The following is a 22,523-nucleotide window of genomic DNA, read 5'->3' as shown; positions in this document are numbered from 1 at the left end:
GGCCTGGCCCGTCCGCTACCCTGCCGTGGTGCGGTTGGTGATTGCGCGATGCTCGGTGGACTATGTCGGACGGCTCTCGGCGCACCTGCCGCCGGCCACCCGGTTGCTGATGGTCAAGGCGGACGGTTCGGTCTCCATCCACGCCGACGACCGGGCCTACAAGCCCCTCAACTGGATGAGCCCACCGTGCCGGCTGGAGGAGGCGCCGGGCGTGTGGCGGGTCGTCAACAAGGCCGGTGAGGAACTGCGGATCGCCCTCGAAGAGGTGTTCCAGGACACCTCGTACGACCTCGGGGTGGACCCCGGCCTGCGCAAGGACGGCGTGGAGGCGCACCTGCAGGAGTTGCTCGCCGCCAGTCCGGAGGTGCTGGGGGAGGGCTTCACGCTGATCCGCCGTGAATACCCCACCGCGATCGGTCCGGTGGACCTGCTCTGCCGCGACGGCGCTGCGGCGACCGTGGCGGTGGAGGTGAAACGGCGCGGCGAGATCGACGGGGTGGAGCAACTCACCCGCTACCTGGAACTGCTCAACCGCGATCCGTTGCTGGCCCCGGTGAGCGGCGTCTTCGCCGCCCAGGAGATCAAGCCGCAGGCTCGGGTGCTCGCCGCCGACCGGGGCATCCGGTGCGTGGCGGTCAACTACGACCGGTTGCGCGGCATCGAGCGCGACGAACTCACCCTGTTCTAGTTCGTGCCGTGTCTGAGGTCGTACGTCACCAGAATCGGCTTGTGATCCGACACTCCCAGGCCACTCCAGTGCGTGATCTCGACGTCTCGGATGTTGCTGAGGACGTAGTCGAGTTCTCTGGGATGTCTGCCGAGGTGGGTGGGCAGCCCCGTCTTCTTGATGAGTCTGCCGATCGGCTGGGGTGCGCGGGCCCTGAGCCGATCCGGTTCGACGTTGAAGTCGCCGACCATCAGCCAGGGCGCGGCCCCGTGCCGGGCGATGAGATCACAGGCCATGAACGTCATCGCCCTGATCGCGGTGTTGGTGCTGGCCGGAGCGTGCAGATAGTAGAGCGGCGTCCCGTCGGTTAGGACGGTATGGCCCGGGGCACGGTCGGCCAGGTTGGTGAAGTCGTTGCCGCCCTTGAACCCGGCATTCGAATAACAGGCGGTCGGCGCGGGGGTGTACCGCACACACGGTGGGTTCTGGAGGTTGCGCCCGATCACCCCGTAACAGAGCTGTCGGCCGTTGCGACGTCGATAGACATACTGCTGCGGACTTGGAGCGACGCACTCCGGGGTCAGCTCGCAGAAGACGTACAGATGGGCCGGGATCGTGCCATGGACGAGTTCGATCGGCCGCGTGCGTACCTGCTGGGTCGTGGCTCCGAGGCGTTGCAGGTTCCACCACATGATATTCATGTCAGGATCTCCGTTTCCGCAGTCCGACGAAGAGATACGCCTTGACCCGTTCGGTGCCGTCAGGTGCCAGGATCCATTTCAGGTAGCCGACCCGGCGTACGCCGTGCTCGTCCCGACCGGTCCAGTCGCGTAGCGTCTCGCCGACGTCACCGATCAGCTCGGTGACCACGCCATCCCAGCCGGCCTCCCGGACCGGGCGCAACTCCAACCCGAGACCCGGCAACACGGAGTCGGTCAGGTCGAGATGTTGCATGAGGGCCAGCGGCGTGCGCGACCGGCACATCACGTGGTGGGCGCGCTCCAGCAACGGCCGGGCGTCACCAGGCCAGCGGATGGCTGCCAGGTACCGATCGATCCACCACGGGGCCAGTCCCAGGACCGTGAGACGTAGACATTTCGGGTCCCGGCCGCCGAAGTGGCCGACGTAGGTCACGGTGCCACCCGGCGGCAGCCGGGTCACGCACTCACGGACACGGTGCCGGACCGATCCGGCGATCGACTCGCCGGTGAGTCGGGCCAGCACGTCGAGCCGGGCGGTGAGCGCCGGGACCGTCCGCACCCGTCCCGGCGCTCCCGGGCCGACGAACACGGCCGGGCCCGAGACCCCTGCCGTCGTCACGTCGTACTCGTGCCACAGCGTGTCACCCGCGACGCCCGCGACCGGCGCCGTCGTGTCGTCCTGGCCGACCAGCGCCCGTAAGCCGAGATCCATCCGTCGGCTGCCGTCCAGGTGACATTCGAGCAGGGCGGCGTCCGCCCGCGGCAGGCGGTCGACCAGGTCGACGACGACGCCCGGATCGGGCGGGGTCAGCGGCTCCGGCAGCCGGTCGATCGCGTCGGCCACCAGCTCTCGAAGGGGCGACGCCATCCGTCACCAGTTCCTGGGGTCGAGATCGTGCTCGATTTCCTCGCCGACGCTCTCCAGCGCCGACAGAACCTCGCCGGCCGCGTACCCGGCCGCCCTCAGAGCATCGTGCAACGCGTCGCCGACCTGCCCCAGCATGTTCTTGAGGACGTTGGCCGCCTGATCGGCGCTGTATCCGAAGATGTCCCGCAGCGTCGCCGCCACCTGCTCGGCGTGCACGCCGGCGTCCGCCAGCATCCGGGCGACCTGGTTGCCCGACCACCCCAGCGTGCTAGCGAAGGCCGCGGCGACGTCCCGGGGTGAGAACCCCGCCACCACCAGCGCGTGGCCGATCTCGGCGGACGTTCCGGCGAGCAGTCCCATGACCGTCGACAGCGGGACACCCGCGAAGCGCAGTTCAGTGGCCAGTTGGTTGATGCCCAGTTCGAAGGTCGAGGCGATCGCGTCGGCGGCCTCGTCGACCGCGTACCCCACCCGGGTCAGGGTCTGGTACGCGGTCCTGCTGGTTTGATCGAAGGCGATCCGCAGCGCGTGACAGACGTCCTCCACCCGGTAGCCGGACCGGCGCAGGAGCCCGGCGGCCTGGTCGGCGAGCTGACCGAACTGCTGACGCAGCACGGTCGCTATCCGGTCGGCGTCCCCGACGCCCCGCAGCAGACCGCGATGCACCCAGTCCAGCCAGCGATCGGCATCGGACAGCGTGTCGCGGACGAGGATGGCGAGTTCGTCGGTCAGCAGGGTGTCGAGCCTGCGGAAGGTGTCACCGCTGATCGGCAGGGCGAAGGACGGAATGTCGATGGTCGTGCCCATCAGGACGAGACTCCCGGCGAAGGTCGCGACGGCGACACCGGACACCATCCGGACGGTGACCGTGCCGCCCGCCTGGTCGTCGATGACCAGCCTGCCCAGCGGGCCGAGATCCAGGGCCGTGCGCAGCCCGACGGTGGCTGTTCCCGAGCAGCCAAGATCTTTGGGACCGGTGACGCTGCCCCTCATCGACAGGTGCACCATCGGTGTGACCTGCGTGCCGACGGAGAAGCCCAGGCCGGCGGGTCCCACGTCGAGCCAGCCGTCGGCGATGTCGAGGCCGAGCAGCCGGAGCCGACCCGAGATCGTGAAGTGTGGATCGGTCCGGCCGTCGGTGCGGTTCGGCTGGGCATACGTGGACAGCGACAGTCGAGGGCCGCCGGTGCCCGCGGCGTCGGTGATCGATATCAGGTCGCCGTCAGCCAGTGTGATCGGGGTGAGGTCCGCGTCCGCCGCGAGGCCCTGGGCGCACGGCTGCACTCGCACCCGTGCGCTGAGTGCCAGCAGGTCGATCTCGCCGTCGACGTGCATGCCCGCCGGGAACCGGAGGCCACCCGTCGGACCACCGATCACGACATCCTCCGGGGCGATGTAGAGCTGGGCGTCGAGTTCGACGTCGATGCCGTCGTCGCGGTGAGTCAGGGCATAGTGGGTCATCGTCGACAGGTCCGTCAGGTGCCACCGGCAGCCGGAAGCGTGGCGTACGAGCAGGATCTGTTCGTTCGCGGTCGGCAACCCGATCCCGCCGTACTGGGTGAAGGCGGCAGCGATCGCGTTGAGATCGCGGTTGACGAGGGCGGCGGTCCGTGACGCTGGCATGGTGAACGCGGAAATTCCCTTCAGGGCCACGCGCCGCAGGGTGGCGGCCAGAGCGTCGGGGATCGTGGCCTCCCCGGCCAGGATCCGAGCGACGTCGGCCAGGCTGATGTCACTGATCGAACCGGCCAGCAGGCTTTTGGCCGGGTTCTCGGCATCAAGGAAGATGGCGACCGACCCGTCGAGACCCGTTGTGTCGATGATCCCGGCGAATCCGAGGCTGGGGATGCCCTCCCAGTCCAGTCCGATGAGCAGCGCGAGGTCGGTCACGGTGATCACGTCGTAGGTTATGGAGCCGCGCATGGACCCGGAGATCAGTACGCCATTCGCCAGCACGCTGGCCGCGACGCAGAAGGTCACCTGCTGGCCCTGGATCCGGGTGGAGACGACCGCGTCGAGGAAGGCGCCAGCGCTGCCCTCCTGCAACAGCACGCCCACCTCACCGCGTACCGATGTCACCGTGTCGATGGTGGTCTCCACCCCGACGACGAGCTTCGAGTCGATGGCCGGATCGGGCAGGCTCACCCCGATGCTCACGCTGAGACTGCCGTCCAGCTCGACGTCCAGGTACGAGGCCAGAGCCCGTACCGCCTGGCTGCGCGCCGCGGTCAACCGAGCGTAGATGTTCAGGCCCCGGGACAGCCCGGGCACGGCGGCCGGCAACGCCACCCCGGTCGAGGTCCCGCTGGACGTGGCGAACCGTGACATGTCGGGGAACTGGAAACCCGGCTGCTCCAGCGACGAGAGCACCACCATCACGTTTTCGAGACCCACCAGTGCCTCGATGGAGGCCAACGCACCGAGCCCGGACAACGACGACGCCGTGGGCACTGCAAGATCGATGCCGATCGCCACGCCACTGCCGCCTGTCACGCCGCTGCCGTCGGCCTGCCGGCGAGCGGTGAAGGCCGCGTCGCCGAGACCGTCGACATGCGCGGCGACGGTCAGGCGTTGATCAGTGCGGTCGACGTCGACCAGCACGCTCGCCCTGCTCAGCTTCGGATCGAATCCGTGCGGCACGGCCATCCCGAGGCCGTCGAGCAGCCCCACCAGACGTGACATCGAAATGTCGGGAAGCTGGCCGTACATCTGGAATTCGCCGGGTAGATCGTACTCGAGACTCAGCTCCAGGCCGTCGTCGAAGACCAGGGACCCCCTGAACGTACCGGTGGCGTCGGCGTCCTTCGCCTTCGCCACGTCGAGCCGTACGTCGCTGACCGTCAGGCCGGCGCCGGCACCAAGATCCAAACGCCAGCCGGGGTCGTCGGCCATCGAGGCGCTCAGCGACCAACTCTCGCCCGGATCGACCCAGAGCTGCAACTCGTCGATCGTCAGATCCGGTGGTTTCGGCAACATGGGAAGATGCCTGCGGAACAGGTCGGCCAGCGGGATCGTGGCCTCGGCCGGCAGTTCGGCACGCAGACCCAGAGTGGGCAATTCGGTGATCACGTCCAACGGGATTCCAGCGATCTTCAGGGTCCCGCTCACGAGCGCGGCCACCTCGGGGGACGCGCCGGCGAATGGCTCGGGCACCTGGAAATCCACGCGTGACACCTGGACGTCGAGGCCGGGGAACACCGTCCAGCCCGGACCAGGCACGCCCACAGTCACGGTCAGCAGCTCGACGGCATCAGGGCTCAGCTTCTCCTTGAAGATCAGGCCGGCGCCGGTGAGGCTGAGGCCTCCGGTCTTCGACACGAGAGTCTGGACGTCGGCGGGCAGTTTGTCGCCCAACGGATCGTCCGGCCCGAGGCCCGCGAGGTGTTCGAGTTTGCTCAGCGTCGCTCCCGTGATGTCCGCGGACAGGGCGACCATTGGCGCACCGGGCAGCAGCGTTCCGGTGAGTTGAGCCTCGATCTCCGCCGTCGGCAGACCGAACGTCCCGCAGAGCTGGATCAGCGGACGGTACGCCGGATGTTCGGCCACGAACGCCTCCGACGGCGGCGCGTAGATGCGCAGTTCGGGCCGCGAGAGGCTGGCCGAGCCCAGGCTAACCGCAGCCACGTCGATCGGCATGCGCAGCCGTAGTCCCGGCACCGGCCCGGTGACGTCCGGGTCGAACGGGCTCTGCTGGAAGCCCAGATCCGGCACCTTCTGTCCGGTGGTTGCGGGGCAGTGCAGTCCATACAGGCGGAGGCTGCCATCGCGCGGCAGGACCGTCTCCAGGAGGCCGGAGATTCCCGTTGGCCTGACCGACCCGACGACGTTGAGGCCGGAGAACAGCGGTGTGCCGGTCAGTGGGTCCGCGCCGGGTGTAGTCGACAGGATGAGCGCTGCCTCGGTGAGCCTGAGCAGGTCAAGGATGCTCCAGAGATCGCCCTCCCTGGTGGAGAACCCGGGCAGGTCGGGAAAGCTGACCCCGAGCGACCAGTCGGGTGGCATCACGAGGCGGAGTGTCATCGTCGCGGTGTCGGCGGTCGGGGTGAACACGGCAGTCGTCAGCGCGCCTGTGACATTGAGGAAGGTCGCGGTGCCAGTGACGGTCACGGTCGTGGTCGCGACGATCTTCTGTGCGTTGGCGATGATGATCGGCTCGCCGGCCGTGTAGGCAGCGAGTTCCTGTTCGAGGGCGGGGCCAGGAAGCGTCGTGGCGGTGAGGATGACATCGCCATCGACAACCTGGATCGCCTCGTCGAGCGAGGCCAGGTCCACGTACCCCCCAGGCAGCAGACGATCGGTGAGCTATATCCGCATTCTTACGCGACGCGGGATTCTCCGGACCGTCTTTCGCCGACTCTCACTCCCGCTCACCGCACGGCGCCGCGTACGGCGATGAGCGACTTGGGCAGCCCGGCGAGCCACTCGACGCGGATCGCCGAGCGCGGGAAGTAGTGCCGCAGTTCGGAACGCCCGACCAACTCGGTCCACAGCACGTCGTGCGTGGCCCGCTGGCGGTCGGCGGCCCTGGTGTGGCCGAGCGGCCAGTGCCGGGCCAGCACGATCCGCAGCGGCAGTGGCAGGAACTGCATTCCCGGGATGATCCAGTGTGGCTCCACCGGGAAGTACCGGTACGGCGTCTGGATCCAGTGCGCGTCTGCCAGGCCGTGCACGGTCTCGGCGAACCGTAGCCGGCGCTCGTGCCCGCCCACGTGCTCCAGGACGGAGTTGGAGAACACCAGGTCATACCGGCGCAGCGCCAGATGGGTGGGGAGTTCGCAGGCGTCGCCGTGGTCCACCTCGACCCAGTCGGGCACCGGCCCGGACATCGGTTCCAGGTTGATCAGGTGCAGTCGTTTGGGTCGCACCGGGGCGCGCAACCAGTTCCCCAACCGGCCGCCGAGATCGACGACGGACATCTGGGCAAGGTCGGGGAAGGTCTGCGCCAGCCAACTGGCTCGTCGCTCGCGGTGTCGCGCTCCCCAGGAGTTCGCGCCGTCTACCAGGCGAAATCGCAAAGCGTGCATATCCATTGAGCGCAGAGTAATGGCCACTGGTCCGGCCATGGAATGCCGTACTGTCCGATATGGCCCACCTGATCGTCGGGCTAAGCACGCCGATCATACAATTTCTGGACAATCTTGATGATTCGCGTAACCTGCTCCGGCGTCCGGTCGAAGGTCGTCGCGGGGAGCAGCGACGGGCCCCGCCGTCGGGTGACCGCCCTCGCGTAGCCGAACTCCCGCAGCCCCTCGTCGCCGTGGATCCGGCCGAACCCGGAGTCGCCGACGCCACCGAACGGGAGCGTCGACATGCCGACGAAGGTGAGCGTGGAGTTGATCGCGGTCATGCCGGTCCGGAGCCGTCGGGCGACCGCCACCGCCCGGCGCCGGCCGAACACGGAGCTGCCCAGCCCGTACGACACGGCGTTAGCCAGGGTGACCGCCTCGTCGACGTCCGCCACCCGGCGGATGGTGAGGGTCGGGCCGAACGTCTCCTCCCGCACCGCCGGCGCCTCCTCGGGAACGTCGACCAGGACCGTCGGGTGCACGAAGGGCGGGCGGACGGCGTCCGCGCCACCAAGAGCGGCGCGGCCACCCCGATCCAGCGCGTCGGTGATGTGCCGTCGGATGGTCTCGATCTGGTCGGGCATGGTGATCGGACCGATGTCCGCGCCGTCGTCGCCCACGGTCAGCCGGGCGGCCCGCTCCACCACCTTGGCGACGAACGCGTCGTGGACCGGCGTGACAACGTACGCCCGCTCGATGCCGATGCAGGTCTGACCGGCGTTGGTCAGGGCGCCCCACACGCACGCCTCGGCGGCGGCGTCCAGGTCCGCGTCCTCGTCGACGATCATGGCGTCCTTGCCGCCGGCCTCCAGGAGCACCGGGGTCAGCGTCTCCGCGCACGCCGCCATCACCTTCTTGGCGGTGGCGGTGGAACCGGTGAAGGCGATCTTGCCAACGCCGGAGCGGCACAGCGCGGCGCCCACGTCACCAAGGCCATGCACCACCTGGAGCACCGGCGCCTCGCCCACCACCTCGGCGAACGAATCGACCAACCACTGGCCGACGGCCGGCGTGTACTCGCTCGGCTTGAGCACCACGGCGTTGCCGGCCGCCAGCGCGTACGCGGCCGAGCCCAGCGGGGTGAGGACCGGATAGTTCCACGGACCGATGACCCCGACGACCCCGTACGGCTGGTACTCCAGGTGCGCGGAGAACTCGGCGAGCAGCAGCCGCGACCGGACCCGGCGGTGCCCGAGGACCCGCTTGGCGTTGCGGGCGGCCCAGTCGATGTGGTCGATCGCCGACACGATCTCGACGGTCGCGTCGGCGACCGGCTTGCCGCCCTCCCGGTGGCACAGTTCCGCGAGTTCGGTGATCCGCCGGGCGAGCAGCGCCCGCCAGCGCAGCAGGTGGGCTCTCCGTCCGTCGAAGCCGAGCCCTGCCCACCATGTCGCGGCGGCGCGGGCCCGGTCCACCGCCCCGGTGACGGCCGCCGGGTCGGCGACCGGGAACCGGCCGGCCTCCGCGCCCGTGGAGGGGTTTGTCGACACCAGTTCACCGTTGTCGACGATGGGCACGCCGGGAGTCCGCACAGCCGTCATGGCGGAAGTCTAGACCCGAAGATTACTCATGGGTAAGGGCGCGATTCGCGTTCATTCACGCCCGAGGTCGCAACTGTCACCGGGTTCCGGATGTGCGGGTTATTCGCGTTCCGCACACATTCACAGGCGTTATCGGCCGAATCGGTGAGACCGGTTTGCCTGCTGGGGGGTAATAGTCCGTCCTGCGGACCGGTGGAGAAGATCATTGATCGCTGTCAGGCTGACCCGCGGAAGCCGGCGGTGCGGGCGCTGGCGGTGGGGTGCGTGAGAAATGTGGAACGAGTCTGACCTGTTGCCGGGGCTGACGGTGACGAACGGCCCCTGGCAGGGGGTGAGCTTTCGGCTCCGCGCCGGCACGTGGTTGATCGGCCGGCACGAGGACGCCGACTTCATGCTCGAGGATCCGAAGGTGAGCCGGCGGCACGCCCGGGTCGAGCTGGTGGACGGGCGGGTGCTGGTGACCGACCTCGGGTCCACCAACGGGACCTGGCTGAACGAGCAGCGGATCACCGAGGCCACCGAGTTGCACGACGGCGACCGGATCCGGCTCGGCCAGGTCCGGCTGCGCTACTTCGACCCCTCGACGGCGACCACCGATCCGGTCGGCTCGCTGGCCCTGCGGTCGCTGCGCGCCGTCCTCGACGATTCGGCCGGCACCCGGCCCGACCTGGTCGGGGGTGGGGAAGCCGGTGCAGGTGCCCCGGGGGGCCTCCGGGGAGTTCCGGACGATTCGCCGTCCGGCGCCCTCGCCGCACCCACCCAGCCGATGGAGACCGCCGGTCGGGCCGGCGGGACCCGGATGGTCATCCTGCTCGGCGGCTGCGCGGCGCTGGCCGGGTTCGTCGCGGCGGCGTACCAGATCTTCGGTTGACGCTTCGCGGCATCGACGGGCCACCCGGCATCGACCGGCCACCCGGCATCGACCGGTCACCCGGCATCGACCGGCGTGGGTGAGAAACCCCACCGTGTCTCGACAACCCGACGTCACGTGGCAGACTCGCGCGCATAACCTGAGCGGCCGTTAACCCGGTCGTCCGCAGCGAAGGGATGGTCGGTCGTGGCACGCGAGATCGCCAGCGTCGGCGTCGTCGGGCTGGGCACCATGGGCGCCGGCATCGTCGAGGTGTTCGCCCGCAACGGACTCGACGTCGTCGCCGTCGAGGTGACCGACGAGGCCCTGGAGCGCGGACGGGCCACGCTCACCGGTTCCACCGACCGGGCCGTGGCCAAGGGCAAGCTCTCCGCCGCCGACCGGGACGCGCTGCTGTCCCGGGTCACCTTCGAGGTCGGGCTGCCCGCCCTCGACCAGGTCGACCTGGTGATCGAGGCGGTGCCCGAGCACCTCGACCTCAAGCAGCGGATCTTCGGGCAGCTCGACAAGATATGCAAGCCGGAGACGATTCTCGCCACCAACACCTCGTCGTTGAGCGTCACCGAGATCTCGGTGGCCACCTCCCGCCCCAACCAGGTGATCGGGATCCACTTCTTCAACCCGGCGCCGGTGATGAAGCTGGTCGAGGTGATCCGCACCGTCGTCACCAGCCCCGAGGTGGTGGCGGACGTCGAGGCGCTGTGTGACCGGCTCGGCAAGGTCGACGTGACGATCAGCGACCGGGCCGGCTTCATCGCCAACGCGCTGCTCTTCGGCTATCTCAACCAGGCCGTCAGCATGCTGGAGTCGCGGTACGCCAGCCGCGAGGACATCGACGCCGCCATGAAGCTCGGCTGCGGGCTGCCGATGGGTCCGCTCGCGTTGATGGACCTGATCGGTGTCGACACCGCGTACGAGATCCTGGACACCATGTACCGCCGGGGTGGCCGGGACCGCCGGCACGCGCCGGTGCCGTTGATCAAGCAGATGGTCACGGCCGGGCTGCTCGGCCGCAAGTCCGGTCGGGGCTTTTACACCTACGAGCGGCCGGGCTCGCCCAAGGTCGTACCCGATGACCAGACGCCGCCCACCACGGCTGCCGAGGCCGCCGACGGCGGCAGCGGGATCACGAAGGTTGGTGTCGTGGGGTCGGGCACGATGGCCACCGGGATCATCGAGGTCTTCGCCCGCGCCGGGTACGAGGTGATCTCGGTGACCCGGGGCGCGGAGAAGTCCGCCACCGTGTGCGAGGCGGTGAAGACCTCGCTGAACAAGGGTGTGGTCCGGGGCAAAGTGGCCGAGGCCGACCGGGACGCGGCGCTGGGCCGGATCACCTGGTCGGCGGTGCTCGACCACCTGGCGGACGTGGACCTCGTGGTGGAGGCCGTCGTCGAGGAACTCAGCGTCAAGAAGGCGCTGTTCGCCAGCCTGGACGAGATCTGCAAGCCGGGCGTGCTGCTGGCCACGACGACGTCGTCGCTGCCGGTGGTGGACATCGCGATGGCCACCCAGCGCCCGGCGGATGTGCTGGGGCTGCACTTCTTCAACCCGGCCCCGGTCATGCAGCTTGTCGAGGTGGTCGGCACCATCCGCACCGCCCCGGAGGCGGTCGCCACCGCGCGGGCGGTCTGCGCCAGGCTCGGCAAGACCGCCGTGGTCTGCGGTGACCGGTCCGGGTTCGTGGTGAACGCGTTGCTCTTCCCGTACCTGAACGACGCGGTGAAGATGCTGGAGGCGTCGTACTCGACGGCCGACGACATCGACCACGCGATGAAGCTCGGCTGTGGCTATCCGATGGGGCCGTTCGAACTGCTCGACGTGGTGGGGCTGGACGTGGCGCTGGCCATCCAGCGCGAGCTCTACCTGGAGCTGCGCGAGCCCGGCTTCGCGCCGGCGCCGCTGCTGGAGCACCTGGTCACCGCCGGCTATCTGGGGCGCAAGGCCGGTCGCGGATTCCGCGACCACACCCACCGCTGACGGTGGTCGGCAGGGCCCGTCGACGCACCCGCGTCGACGGGGCGCTGCCTCGTCACCGGACCAGGGTCACCACCGCGCCGTCGGGACGCCCGTGCGCGGCCGCCCGGTGGCGCCGGGCTGGCCGCGCGGGCCGAGGTCGAATCCGCCGTCGCGGCGGCTGAGGTGGTGGTGGACCGTGCCCGCGCCGTCCGTCGTCCGGACATCCGGCCGGCCGTCGCCGTTGGCGTCCAGCACCTGGACCGACCACTGGTTCGTCGCGGTGACATCGCGCTCCAGATCGATCCGGGAGCCGTCACCGCGCAGCACCGACACGCCACTGGCGGCGTCGGCGCACGCCTCCTGATAGCTGACCAGGAGTTCCGTGTCGCCGTCGGCCTCGAAGTCGGCGAGCCGCACGTCCGGCGCGTAGTGGGGCGAGCACCAGCGCAGCGGTCCGGGCACCAGCTTCCCATCCGCCGTGTTGAGCAGGGTCACGAAACCCTCGCCCTGGTCTGTCCATTCGTAGAGGTCGAGCCGACCGTCCCCGTCGAAGTCGGCGGCGCCGAGGTAGCTGGGCTGGAACACCGCCCGGAACCCACCGACCGGGGCGAAGTCGCGCAGCGCCAACAGGTCCCCGGCATGGCCCGGCGGTGCGCCGTCGAACCAGGCCAGCACGAGCTCCACCGTGCCGTCGCCACCGAGGTCGACGAGCACACCCAGGTCTGGGCAGTAGGCGTCGGGTACGCCGGGCACCGGATAGGCGTGGCTGGTCGGCTTCCCGTAGCCGCCGGCCGGGTGGCCCAGCGCCACGTCGACGGCGCAACCATGGGTGGTCCCGCCACCGAGGGTGACCCGATCCGTGCGCCGATCCCCATTGATGTCGCCGTAGATCGCCTCCCCCGGCCGCCCGGCCCAGGCGGCCGGGGCGGTCGCGAGCACCGCGACCACCGCGGCCGCCGTCAGCGTGATGCGATGTCGCCACATGACCACAAACCTCCGTTCGTACGAGGGCAGATCCCCCTAAAGGGGTCTAACCGCGCACGACCGGGTGACCGGACGCCGGTGCCGTGGATCTGGCACGCGCCCCGTCCGGGTGTGGTCAGCGAGTGGCCTTGGGGGCCACGGTCGGCTGGGGCGTCACCGGCAGGAAGTAGCCGGTGCCGGTGTTCAGGAAGTACTGGACCTGGCCCGTCTCGTTGTTCACCGTACGCACGTCGGGGTAGCGGTCGGCGTTTGCCGGCACGACCTCGGCGGTCCAGGTCGTCAGCCCCTGCGGATCGCTCTGCAGCACCTGCGCGTCGCCGTCGTCGAGCACCACCACCACGCCGCTGGAGAAGTCGTCGCACCGCTCGATGTAACTGATCAGCGCGTCGGCGCCGGCCCCGGGGTCCATCGGCCGGACGTCCACCGAGAGCGGGTTGGCGCACCACCGCTCCGGTCCCGGATCGAATGACCCCTCCCCGTCGCTGAGGAAGGTGACGTACCCTTCGCCCTGGTCGGTCCATTCGTAGACGTCCTGGAAACCGTCCCCGTTGATGTCCGCGCTGCCGATGAAACTGGGCTGGAACAACCCGAAGCCCTCGTGCACCACCTCGTAGTGCCGCAGGGTGAGCAGGTTCTCCTCCATGATCGGTGGCGGCCCGGCGAACCAGGTCAGGATGATCTCGTCGACCCCCGACTCGTCCACCTCGCCCGCCGTACCCATGTCCGGGCAGTAGCCGTCCTCCGGCAGGACCAGGTAGGTGTAGACATCGACGTGTGCCGTCGGATGCCCCGGATCGACGCGGAGCTGGCAGTCGATCGAGTTGCCGGGAGTCTCCACCGGCACCGCGACGTCGGTGATCCCGTCGCCGTCGAAGTCTCCGATGATCGGGTCACCGGGGCCGCCGGCGTGCGCGGGCGCGGCCGGACCGGTGACGACCACGAGTCCGACCGCGAGCAGGGGCATCACCACCGCAGACGCGAACCATCGACGGGTCCGACCGGGGCCAGAGGACCGGGATGCCGGTATCACTGGATTACGCATGGCTTCTCCCACGTCTGTCACTGTGGCTCGACAGTAGGCGTGTGGTCGATCGGAACGAACATTGCTGACTGTAATCTGACCGCTGCGTACCGATGGCGACTCCGCCGCGGTGTCAGCTTCCGGACGGACCGTGGCCCCCCGCGAGAGCGGGGGGCCACGGCGGTGCTCCACCGGCTGTTGCCGGTCAGCCGGCGAAGCGGACCGTGACAGTTGCCCGGTCGTTGACCCCCAGGGTGGTCAGCTCGTAGACGAAGGTGTCGGTCTCGGCGGGTGGCGGCTGGCCCACGGTGTAGGCGATCCGCCGGTCCGGCAGCACCCGCGCCGTGCCGTATCGCGGCGACGTGACGATGGTGACCGTGGTGGTCGGCAGCACGCCGGTGTCGTTCGCCAGCACGTCGATGACGGTCGAGCCGCGCGGCGCGACCTCCACCACGTCGTCGTTCGCCACCGCCGCCCGGGTGAAGTGTGCCCGCCCGTCGTTGACGAAGATGGTGACCAGGCCGGAGTCCTGCTCGACGGTCCGCACGTCGGGGATGCCGTCGCCGTTGGCATCCACCACGGTGGCCAGCCACTCGACGGCGCCGGTGAGGTCCTGCTGGAGGTGGATGTTCCGGCCGTCGTCGAGCACCACGACCACGCCCTGCTCGCCGGTGCACCTGATGAAGTACGGCAACAGCACGTCCATGGCGCCGTTCTGGTTGAAGTCGGCGAGCGCGTAACTCGGCGTGAAGGCGCAGAACCGGACCGGCCCCGGCACCAGGGCGCCGTCCGCTCGATTCAGGTACGTCTGGAAGCCCTCACCCTGGTTGTTCCATTCGTAGATGTCGGGGTGCCCGTCGCCGTCGAAGTCCGCCGTGCCGATCACGGCTGGCGCGAACATCGCGCTGATGCCCCCCGCCGGCTGGTAGTTCCGCAGCACCAGCAGATCCACGTCGACGCCCTCGGGTCGGCCGGCGAACCAGCCCACCGCCAGCTCGACGGTGCCGTCCCAGCCCAGATCGATGGCGGTGCCGAGGTCGGGACAGGCACCGATGGCGTTGCCGCCCGGTTCCGGATACGGGTACACACGCGGAGTGTCGAAACCGCCACCGGGCAGGCCAGACTCCACGATCACCGCACACTGATCGGGCGGAAGGATCGCGAGGGTGGCGCGATCGGTCAGCCCGTCGCCGGTGAGGTCGCCGAGGATGGGTTCGCCCTGGCCGGCTGCTTGCGCCGGCCGGTCCTCGGCGGCGACGACTCCGGTCATGATGATCAAGAGCAGGGCGAATGCGGCGGTGATCCGGGCGCTTCTCATGGCGCGGCCCCTCCCGGTTGGCAGCCGGGCGGGACCCGGCCCGTTTCGAACGCTAGTCACCGCCCCTTAACATTTCCGGATACTGACCGTGATCTGACACGTGCGAACGGCGCGCTTTCAGACCGAACCGCGCCCGTCGGGACGCCTCCGGAGATCACCCGTACGCTGGGAACATGAGCCCTCGCCGCAACCGCCCGCGTCGCGACGAGGTCCCGTCGCTGGACGGCGAGCGGGCCCGGCAGGGTGATCATGGTGTGCAGACCTGGCGGGACGGTGAGTGGCTGGTCCGGGGGATCTCCGGCGCCGCGGCGGCGAAGACCTACCGGTGCCCCGGCTGCGCCCAGGAGATCCGGCCGGGGATGCCGCACATCGTCGCCTGGCCCGCTGAGGGTTGGGGTGACCTCGGCGACCGGCGGCACTGGCACGGCGGTTGCTGGCGGGCGCGGGACCGGCGCGCCCCGGCGATCGAGCGGTCCCGGGGCGCGCCGAGGTACGGGCGATAGGTCGAAGGCCGTTCCCTACACTTGATCGCGTGACTCAGATCCGCGCCTCGTCGATCCTGCCCGGCCGTCGGAAGGACATCGACCTGCACACCGCCGACGGTCTCCGGCTCGTCGGTGAGTTGGCGCTGCCGGCCGACCGGGACCCGGTCGCCACGATCGTCTGCCTGCACCCGCTGCCCACCCACGGCGGCATGATGGACAGCCACATCTTTCGCAAGGCCGCGTGGCGGCTGCCGGCGCTGGCCGACCTCGCCGTGCTGCGGTTCAACACCCGGGGCACCACAAGCGTGCGGGGCACCAGCGAGGGGGAGTTCGACAACGCGGTCGGCGAGCGGTACGACGTGGCCGCCGCCATCGAGTACGCCGAGTTCGCCGAGCTGCCGAACATCTGGCTGCTGGGCTGGTCGTTCGGCACCGACCTCGTGATCAAGTACGGCTGTGACCCGGCGATCGTCGGCGCGATCCTGCTCTCCCCACCGCTGCGCTTCGCCATCGCCGACGACCTGGCAATCTGGGCCGAGAACGGCAAGCCGCTGACCGCGCTGGTCCCCGAGTTCGACGACTACCTCCGGCCCGACGCCGCCCGGGAGCGGTTCGCGGCCATCCCGCAGGCCGAGGTGGTCGGCATGACCGGCGCCAAGCACCTGTGGGTCGGCGACGCCGAGAACGTGCTCGACGAGGTGGTCCGCCGGGTCAACCCCGCGGCGTCGGTGCCGCTGCCGCGCGACTGGGACGGCCCGATGGAGACCGGCGACGCCAGCGCGTACGCCGATCAGACCGTCGCCTCGTTCGGCGACCGGTCGGTGCCCGGCCCGGTGCCGACCGCGGGCGAGGAACCGGACTGACCGGGGGGCGGTGGCGCGTCCGGAGGGCCGGGCGACGCGGCCGGTTCGTCGGCGTCCGGCGGCGGCCAGCCGGCCAGCCAGACCCGCCGCTGGGCCCACACCGCCGGCCAGTACCCGGCCCGGCCGGTGAGCCGGGCCCCGAGGGCGCGGACCGCGACACCGGCGGCCAGCAGGGCGCGGCCGGCGGCCGCCCGCCGCGGGGTCCAGTGCAGGCGCAGGTAGGTGACCCGGCCGCGGAGCACCATCACCCGCTTGCCCACCCCGGTCGAGGATCCGCCGCCCAGGTGCGTCACCCGGGCCGCCGGCACCAGCACCGGACGGGCGCCCCGCCCGGCCGCCCGGAGACACAGGTCCACGTCCTCGCTGTACATGAAGTAGTCCGGGGTGAAGCCGCCCAGCTCGGCGAAGAGCGCCCGGTCCACAAGCAGCACGCAGCCCGAGGCGGCCGGGACCACCGCCGGCCGGCTCCGGTCCAGCCCCGGTAGCGCCTCCGGGTTCAGCGCCGGCACCCGCCGGAACGCGGTCGACAGGCCGGTGGCGAAGCAGGCGTACGAGCGCAGGGTCGGCAGCCCGAACACGGACCGCCCGTCGTCGGCCCCGTCCGGGCCCAGCGTCCGGCCGGCGTAGATCCGGTGCTCGGGGTTGCGCCGGGCGAACCGGACGAGCGCGCCGAGCAGGTCGCCCACCGGCTCGGCGTCCGGGTTGAGCAGCAGCAGCCAGCGCGCGCGCGCCAGCCCGGCCCCGGCGTTCACGGCGCGACCGAAGCCGACGTTGCGGGCCAGCCGGACCACCCGGATGTCGGGGTGGCGGGTGGCGACCTCCTCGGCGGCGCCGTCGGTGGAGGCGTTGTCGACGACGATGACCTCGTGCGGCACGCCGTCGTGGCCGCCCAGCCCGGCCAGGGCTCGACCGATGTGCGCCCGGTTCTGGTGGACCACGATGACGACGCTGACGTCCGGGCTCATCGGGCCGCCCCGGCCCGGCTGGACTCGTCCCGTCCCCACGACCGCCGGGTCGCCGGCCGCCGGGCGGACAGCTCGGCGAGCACGGTCAGCAGCGCGTAGCAGATCCCGGCCGGCAGCAGCCAGGGTCGCGGCAGCACGACGTCGACAAGCCACGACGCGCCGCGTACCGGAGCCACCCGTTGCTCGGTGGTGCGCAGCATGGCGGCTCCCGCGCGGACCCGGCCGAGCCGGCGGAGCAGGTCCCGGGTGCGGTGCGGGGTGGCCACCACCGCTCGGGCTCCGGTCACCTCGCGCTTCTCGGCGGGCAGGAACAACGAGTCGAGGAACATGTCGTCGGCCACCACGTCCGGGAACGTGTCGAACCGGCCCCGGCCGACCGCGGACACCGCGATCGCGCCCCGCCCGAACAGCGAACCCCGGAAGGCCGGCAGCCTGCCGTTGACGGCGAAGTACGCCCGGACCAGCAGCGGCCGGCCGGCGGTGTCGAGCACCCGGCGCGGCGCGGCGGCCAGCACCGATGACCGGTCCGGACCGTCCGCCGGTTCCCCGCCCGCTCCGCCGTCGGCTGGATCCCCGCCCGAGCCGGCAACGGCCGGCGATGTCGCGACGGCGGCCAGCAGCGTCCGGACGTCGGCGGTGTCCAGCCGGACGTCCGCGTCGAGATAGAGCCGCGGGAACCGGGTCGCCACCGCGTCGCCGGCGTTCAACGCCGCGGGTTTGCTCGCCACCGGCAGTTCGAGCACGGCCACCCCGGGGACCGCACGAGCCACCGAGGCGGTGTTGTCCGAGCAGCCGTTGGCCACCACCACCACCTCGAACTCGTCCGGCTCGGCGTGTGCGAGCACTCCGCGTAGGGTGTCGCCGACGCCGCCCGCCTCGTCGTGCGCGGCGATGACGATGCTGCTCACCAGGGCGCCCGTCCGGTCAGTGCCTGCTGCATCCGCCGGGCCACGTTCCGTCGGTGGAACCGCCAACCCAGGTGGTGTCGAAAATCGAGCGACGCGCCCTGCACCATCCGGGCCGAGCGGGTCTGTTCGGCGGTCCACTCCGCGATGGTGGTCACGCCGACCCGGCGGGCGGACAGTGGTCGCCGGCCCATCAGGTCCGCGTCGGTGCGATAGATCGTGTGCGGGCTGCGCGGATCGTCCATGTGGTCCTCCCGGATGAAGGGGTGGTACCAGCCGTTGATCCAGCCCATCCAGGCGGCCCGCACGCACCACCGGGTGAACGACTGCCCACGGGCGAGCGGCCCGGCCTGGTCGATCACGGCCCGTTTGACCAGATAACCGCTGCCCTGCACCCAGTGGTTACGCAGCAGTCGGTGCCCGTGCGGATAGTCGACGAGCTTCGGCGCCATCAACTCCGGATCGCTGTCCTCCTCGGGGAACCGCCAGGCACCGATCACGCCGAACCGCGGCACGTCGTCGTGTGCCCGCCGCAACCTGTCGATCCAGTCCGGCTCCTCGAGACAGTCGTCGTCGACCTTGCTGAGCAGGTCTCCTGTCGACTCCTGCCACAGCCAGTTGGTCGGCTCGCGCAGTCCCGGGTTCGCCGGGTCGTGCCACAGCCGGTGCATCCGCGGGTGGTCCTCGTGGGCGCGGACCGCGTCCAGGGTGGGCCGGTCGGTGCCGTTGTGCCAGACCCACACCCGGGCGTCCGGCGGACAACTGTCCAGCAGCCGGGGAAGTGACAGCCGGACGTACTCCGGCCGGTTGTAAGTGATCATAAGGATGTCGATGCCACCCAAGGGGGTCACCCGCCTTCGTTTGTTGGTTCCGCCCGGGTCACCCGCCACAACGCGCCGATCAGGCCGAGCAACAGGTGCACGGTGAGGAAATAGGTCGAGAAGTGGAGCGAATCGAAGGTGAACGAGCTGACGGCGGTCACCCCGACGGCGACCGCCAGGACCAGGGCCAGATCCCGGTCGCGGGTCAGCTTCGCGTGCCGGCGGATCCGGCCGGCGACCATGATCCCGCCGCCGAACAGCAGGACCAGTCCGGTCACTCCCACCCACCCCGTGGTCACCAGGGTCAGCAGCCACTGGTTGTCCAACAGTTGGTACAGCTCGGGCAGCCAGGTGCCGGCTCCCCGCCCGAACCAGGGACGCTCGGCGATGTACGGCGCCACGAACGCGTAGTCCTCGGTCCGCCCCCGTACGCTGGGGTCCCGTTCGCCGGCGACGAGCAGCGCGCGCAGCGACTGGAGCAGTCCCGGCCGCACCACCTGGATCGCCGCGGCCACGACAACGCCGACCGCCATCACGTTCAGGGTGGTACGCAGCGGCCAGGCGAGGGCCAGCAGCAGGACCGCCGCGCCGAGCGCCAGGACCCCGGTGCGGGACAGCGAGAGCGGGATGACGCCGGCCTGGAGCACCGCGAGGGCGGTGAAGATCTGCCGGTCCCGCCGCAGCGGGGAGTAGCGCCCGAGGTGCATCGCCACCAGCAGCCCGATCACCATGAGCACGCTGAACTCGATGTAGTGGCCCGCGGTGCCAGCGACCCGGAACAGGCCGGCACCGCCCCGGTCGTCGAAGCCGATCACATCCCGCTGGAAGACCAGCACCGGGGGCAGGTTGAGGTGGGTGGTGAAGTCACGGCGCAGCGCGAACTGGCCGAGCGCCACCATGGCCATGAAGCCGCAGGCCCAGCAGAACCAGCGCAGCACCCGGTCGACCCGGTCCCGGGTCAACACCCCGTCGGCGAGGATGAGCAGCAGGCCGGCCCCGCCGATCGCCATCACCATCGCCCGGTCCGCGCCGTTGGCCTCCAGCGGCGGCAGCCCCCTGGCCAGGCCCGCGATGTACGAGGCGCCGAGGGTGGCCAGGTAGCCGGCGAGGATCCAGCGCATCGGCTGCCGACCTCGGACGGCCAGCCGGGGATGCAACCGGGTCAACGACCACCAGAGAAACAGGACGATGGCAAGCACCACGGCGGGCCGGCCGACCGCCGCCAGCGGCGGGAATACCAGCCTGGCCGGCAGCAGGTACGCGGTCAGGATCACCGCGATGGCGGGGCCGCTGCCGTCGGGCAGCCGACGCGTGGTCCCTTCGCCGCGCGTCCCGGGCGTCGGGCGGAGGAGCGCGGACGGACCGGCAGTCGGGACGGCGTTCATCGTGGACACGGCGCCCCCTCAGCCGGCGTCCCGGTCCATCTGGCGCGCGCCACTGAGCACGGCGGTGTCGTCCGGCTCAGGTCGGGCGGGCGCGGGCGGGCTCATCACTCCGGCTGGCCGGTGCGTGGTGACCTGGCCGGCCGGCGGCAGTGCGTCCCCGGCCGATCGGACCCGACGCCTCGCCATCCGCCGGATGATCGCGTCGGCCACCACCGCGACGGTCGTGGCGACCAGCAGACCCAGCGCCAGCAGGACGATCTGCGCCCGCAGCACGTTGGAGCGGGACTGGCGCACGTCGAGCCCGGGATCCAGCACGTCGGTGGTGATCTGTTCGCCGGGTCGCGGTTGGTACGCCGCCTGCCGGTTCGCCACCTCATCGCCGATCAACCTGGTCACCGCGGCGGCGCTGGCCCGGGCCCGGTCCGGACCGGTGCCGGTGACGTCGATGGTCAGGATCGAGCTGCGAGTGAGCACGGTGACCTCGTAACGGGCTTCGCCGCCGGCGGCGACCACGGCGGCCCGGGCGCGTCCCGACGAGGCGACGATCTGGATCGCCTGGGCCATCTCCACGGTGCCGACCCGCAGCCACGGGTTACCCGGTCTCGGACTGGCCCCGGGAGCGGGGGCCGCGACCTCGGTCGTCGGTGGCACCAGCACCACCGAGGCGCTGGTCTTGTACTCCGGCCGGACGTGCTGGCCGACGACGATGCCGCCGGCAACGGTGGCGATCAGCACCGGCACGGTGACCCACCACCGCCGCGCCATGAGCTTGAGCAGGTCGATGAGGTCCATCTTCGGGGCCTTTCCGTCAGACAACCGGTCGATCCTTGGCCTCGGGGGCCGGTGCTCGCGACGAGCGCTGCCGGGGGCCGGTCGCGGTGAGCGTCGGTGGGGTGGCTGGTGGCAGCAGGCGGTGCCACAGATCCGTGTACGCGATCGCCTGGTGGTCCCAGGCGAGGTGGTGCCGGAAGCGACGGCGGGCCACGTCGCGCATGGCCGTTCGGGCGGCGTCGTCGGTGAGCAGCCGGTCCAGCGCCGCGGCCAACTCGTCCGGCGTGCCGTTGGCGACGTAGCTTGCGGCGTCCGCCGCGGTGCGCCGGGTCTCCAGCAGGTCGACGGCGACCACCGGCAGCCCGCGGGCCAGGTACTCGACGGTCTTCGCCATGGTGGACAGTTCGGCCATCCGGGTGCGTTTGTCGGGTTGGATGCCGAGGGTCGCCGATCGCAGCAGCCGGTCCACCTCCGCCGCCTCCAACCAGCCGGTGAACCGGACGACCTGGTCGAGGCCGCGTTCGGCGACCATGGCGCGCAGGGCGGGCAGGCTGTCGCCGTCGCCGGCGATCACCATCCGCCAGTCGGTCGCGCCGCGCAGCCGGACCAGCCGTTCCGCCGCGAGCACGGCCACCTCGACGTGGTCTTGCGGGTTGATGACGCCGAGATAGGCGATCAGCCGCCGGTCCTCCGGCTGCCGGGCCGAGGGTTCGGCCGGGTCGACCTCGGCCAGGGTCGGACCGTTGCGCACCACGACCACCCGGTCGGGAGCGCAGCCACCGCGCCGGATCGCCAGTTCGCGGTACGACTCGTTGGTGGCCACCACCGCTGTCGCGCACCGCCAGGAGAGCCGTTCCAGCAGCAGCAACACCCGGAGGACGGCCGCCCGCGGACGTTCGGTCTTGCACTGGTACAGCTCCGGGCTCAGGTCGTGATGGTCGAAGACGAACGGCCGGCGCAGGGCCCGCATCAGCAGCGCCAGGACCCAGAACACGTCCGGGGGGTTGCACGCCTGCACGGCGTCCACCCGGTCACGCACCATCAGGGCGAGGAGCCGGATGGTGACCGCGATAAGCGCCCAGGCGAACTCGGCCGCGAAGCTGAGCACCCCGTTGCCGGCGAACGGCTGCCGAAAGGAAAGAATGCTTGTAGATGCCGTACCGGCCAGGGTGGTCGGCCGGCCGGGGCCGCGCGGGCAGATGACCGTGGCCCGGTAGCCGGCGGCCTCGAGCGCCTGGCATTCCCTGATGACCCGGCGGTCGCGTTCGGCGGGCAGGTTGACCACCACGATGACGACGTGCGCACCGTACGAGGCCGTGCCTGCCTTCATATTCC

General features: G+C 70.7%; 19 protein-coding genes. 5 read left to right on the top strand and 14 right to left on the bottom strand.

Annotation, left to right across the window (positions count from 1 at the left end; genetic code table 11):
- Positions 1-28: 28 nt before the first annotated feature.
- Positions 29-688, top strand: a complete 660-nt coding sequence (nucS, locus tag ACFQUZ_RS05540; protein ID WP_377438417.1) for an endonuclease NucS — start codon at positions 29-31, stop codon at positions 686-688.
- On the opposite strand, the gene ACFQUZ_RS05535 is transcribed toward nucS, so the two are convergent.
- The 5 genes from ACFQUZ_RS05535 to ACFQUZ_RS05515 form a co-directional block, all read right to left on the bottom strand.
- Entirely contained in the window at positions 685-1,368 is a 684-nt protein-coding gene (locus ACFQUZ_RS05535) for a hypothetical protein (protein WP_377438415.1), read from the bottom strand. The genes nucS and ACFQUZ_RS05535 overlap by 4 nt on opposite strands.
- A gap of 1 nt (position 1,369) precedes the next feature.
- A complete protein-coding gene (locus tag ACFQUZ_RS05530) occupies positions 1,370-2,236 on the bottom strand; it encodes a hypothetical protein (RefSeq protein WP_377438413.1) in 867 nt (288 codons plus the stop codon).
- Between the two features lie 3 nt (positions 2,237-2,239).
- Positions 2,240-6,508, bottom strand: a complete 4,269-nt coding sequence (locus tag ACFQUZ_RS05525; RefSeq protein WP_377438411.1) for a hypothetical protein — start codon at positions 6,506-6,508, stop codon at positions 2,240-2,242.
- 95 nt (positions 6,509-6,603) lie between these two features.
- Positions 6,604-7,266, bottom strand: a complete 663-nt coding sequence (locus ACFQUZ_RS05520) for a class I SAM-dependent methyltransferase (protein ID WP_377438409.1) — start codon at positions 7,264-7,266, stop codon at positions 6,604-6,606.
- Between the two features lie 74 nt (positions 7,267-7,340).
- A complete protein-coding gene (locus ACFQUZ_RS05515) occupies positions 7,341-8,843 on the bottom strand; it encodes an aldehyde dehydrogenase family protein (RefSeq protein WP_377438406.1) in 1,503 nt (500 codons plus the stop codon).
- A 271-nt stretch (positions 8,844-9,114) separates the two neighbouring features.
- Between ACFQUZ_RS05515 and ACFQUZ_RS05510 the strand changes: the two genes are divergently transcribed.
- Positions 9,115-9,714: an FHA domain-containing protein gene (locus ACFQUZ_RS05510; protein WP_377438405.1), complete on the top strand. Its 600-nt coding sequence runs from the start codon at positions 9,115-9,117 to the stop codon at positions 9,712-9,714.
- 186 nt (positions 9,715-9,900) lie between these two features.
- Positions 9,901-11,691 carry a 3-hydroxyacyl-CoA dehydrogenase family protein gene (locus tag ACFQUZ_RS05505; protein WP_377438402.1) on the top strand — a complete coding sequence of 597 codons (1,791 nt, stop codon included), beginning with the start codon at positions 9,901-9,903 and terminating at the stop codon, positions 11,689-11,691.
- A 66-nt stretch (positions 11,692-11,757) separates the two neighbouring features.
- Here ACFQUZ_RS05505 and ACFQUZ_RS05500 read toward each other — a convergent pair whose 3' ends face one another.
- From ACFQUZ_RS05500 to ACFQUZ_RS05490, 3 genes are all read right to left on the bottom strand, one after another.
- Positions 11,758-12,654 (bottom strand): FG-GAP repeat domain-containing protein, encoded by an 897-nt coding sequence (locus ACFQUZ_RS05500; protein ID WP_377438399.1) that lies wholly within the window; start codon positions 12,652-12,654, stop codon positions 11,758-11,760.
- Between the two features lie 115 nt (positions 12,655-12,769).
- Positions 12,770-13,624 carry a hypothetical protein gene (locus ACFQUZ_RS05495; RefSeq protein ID WP_377438397.1) on the bottom strand — a complete coding sequence of 285 codons (855 nt, stop codon included), beginning with the start codon at positions 13,622-13,624 and terminating at the stop codon, positions 12,770-12,772.
- Positions 13,625-13,880: 256 nt separating this feature from the next.
- A complete protein-coding gene (locus ACFQUZ_RS05490) occupies positions 13,881-14,993 on the bottom strand; it encodes an FG-GAP repeat domain-containing protein (RefSeq protein WP_377438394.1) in 1,113 nt (370 codons plus the stop codon).
- Positions 14,994-15,166: 173 nt separating this feature from the next.
- Between ACFQUZ_RS05490 and ACFQUZ_RS05485 the strand changes: the two genes are divergently transcribed.
- Positions 15,167-15,496, top strand: coding sequence for a hypothetical protein (locus ACFQUZ_RS05485; protein WP_377438391.1), 330 nt, complete (start codon positions 15,167-15,169; stop codon positions 15,494-15,496).
- A gap of 29 nt (positions 15,497-15,525) precedes the next feature.
- Positions 15,526-16,341: an alpha/beta hydrolase gene (locus ACFQUZ_RS05480; protein WP_377438389.1), complete on the top strand. Its 816-nt coding sequence runs from the start codon at positions 15,526-15,528 to the stop codon at positions 16,339-16,341.
- Here the strand turns inward: ACFQUZ_RS05480 and ACFQUZ_RS05475 are convergent.
- From ACFQUZ_RS05475 to ACFQUZ_RS05450, 6 genes are read right to left on the bottom strand one after another with little or no spacing between them, the layout of a single operon-like run.
- Positions 16,269-17,306: a glycosyltransferase family 2 protein gene (locus ACFQUZ_RS05475; RefSeq protein ID WP_377438387.1), complete on the bottom strand. Its 1,038-nt coding sequence runs from the start codon at positions 17,304-17,306 to the stop codon at positions 16,269-16,271. The genes ACFQUZ_RS05480 and ACFQUZ_RS05475 overlap by 73 nt on opposite strands.
- Positions 17,303-18,214 carry a glycosyltransferase family 2 protein gene (locus ACFQUZ_RS05470; RefSeq protein ID WP_377438384.1) on the bottom strand — a complete coding sequence of 304 codons (912 nt, stop codon included), beginning with the start codon at positions 18,212-18,214 and terminating at the stop codon, positions 17,303-17,305. The genes ACFQUZ_RS05475 and ACFQUZ_RS05470 overlap by 4 nt, the downstream gene beginning before the upstream one ends.
- Positions 18,211-19,032, bottom strand: coding sequence for a glycosyltransferase family 2 protein (locus ACFQUZ_RS05465; RefSeq protein ID WP_377438382.1), 822 nt, complete (start codon positions 19,030-19,032; stop codon positions 18,211-18,213). Before ACFQUZ_RS05465 ends, ACFQUZ_RS05470 begins: the two co-directional genes overlap by 4 nt.
- A 26-nt stretch (positions 19,033-19,058) precedes the next feature.
- A complete protein-coding gene (locus tag ACFQUZ_RS05460; protein ID WP_377438833.1) occupies positions 19,059-20,417 on the bottom strand; it encodes an O-antigen ligase family protein in 1,359 nt (452 codons plus the stop codon).
- A gap of 18 nt (positions 20,418-20,435) precedes the next feature.
- Positions 20,436-21,233: a hypothetical protein gene (locus tag ACFQUZ_RS05455; RefSeq protein ID WP_377438380.1), complete on the bottom strand. Its 798-nt coding sequence runs from the start codon at positions 21,231-21,233 to the stop codon at positions 20,436-20,438.
- Positions 21,226-22,518: a glycosyltransferase family 4 protein gene (locus ACFQUZ_RS05450; protein WP_377438377.1), complete on the bottom strand. Its 1,293-nt coding sequence runs from the start codon at positions 22,516-22,518 to the stop codon at positions 21,226-21,228. The genes ACFQUZ_RS05455 and ACFQUZ_RS05450 overlap by 8 nt, the downstream gene beginning before the upstream one ends.
- Between the last annotated feature and the right edge of the window lie 5 nt (positions 22,519-22,523).

Origin of the sequence: Plantactinospora sp. GCM10030261 (assembly GCF_042666615.1) — a bacterium.
Classification (GTDB): Bacteria; Actinomycetota; Actinomycetes; order Mycobacteriales; family Micromonosporaceae; genus KBS50.
The sequence above is the reverse complement of the archived record's forward strand: the minus strand, read 5'-3'. Positions and strand labels throughout refer to the sequence as shown.

Bases quoted from the DNA above. Each gene is read 5' to 3' on its own strand.
- ACFQUZ_RS05535 (WP_377438415.1), bottom strand. From the start codon at position 1,368: ATGAATATCATGTGGTGGAACCTGCAACGCCTCGGAGCCACGACCCAG.
- ACFQUZ_RS05530 (WP_377438413.1), bottom strand. From the start codon at position 2,236: ATGGCGTCGCCCCTTCGAGAGCTGGTGGCCGACGCGATCGACCGGCTG.
- ACFQUZ_RS05520 (WP_377438409.1), bottom strand. From the start codon at position 7,266: ATGGATATGCACGCTTTGCGATTTCGCCTGGTAGACGGCGCGAACTCC.
- ACFQUZ_RS05515 (WP_377438406.1), bottom strand. From the start codon at position 8,843: ATGACGGCTGTGCGGACTCCCGGCGTGCCCATCGTCGACAACGGTGAA.
- ACFQUZ_RS05510 (WP_377438405.1), top strand. From the start codon at position 9,115: ATGTGGAACGAGTCTGACCTGTTGCCGGGGCTGACGGTGACGAACGGC.
- ACFQUZ_RS05500 (WP_377438399.1), bottom strand. From the start codon at position 12,654: ATGTGGCGACATCGCATCACGCTGACGGCGGCCGCGGTGGTCGCGGTG.
- ACFQUZ_RS05490 (WP_377438394.1), bottom strand. From the start codon at position 14,993: ATGAGAAGCGCCCGGATCACCGCCGCATTCGCCCTGCTCTTGATCATC.
- ACFQUZ_RS05485 (WP_377438391.1), top strand. From the start codon at position 15,167: ATGAGCCCTCGCCGCAACCGCCCGCGTCGCGACGAGGTCCCGTCGCTG.
- ACFQUZ_RS05475 (WP_377438387.1), bottom strand. From the start codon at position 17,306: ATGAGCCCGGACGTCAGCGTCGTCATCGTGGTCCACCAGAACCGGGCG.
- ACFQUZ_RS05465 (WP_377438382.1), bottom strand. From the start codon at position 19,032: ATGATCACTTACAACCGGCCGGAGTACGTCCGGCTGTCACTTCCCCGG.
- ACFQUZ_RS05460 (WP_377438833.1), bottom strand. From the start codon at position 20,417: ATGAACGCCGTCCCGACTGCCGGTCCGTCCGCGCTCCTCCGCCCGACG.
- ACFQUZ_RS05450 (WP_377438377.1), bottom strand. From the start codon at position 22,518: ATGAAGGCAGGCACGGCCTCGTACGGTGCGCACGTCGTCATCGTGGTG.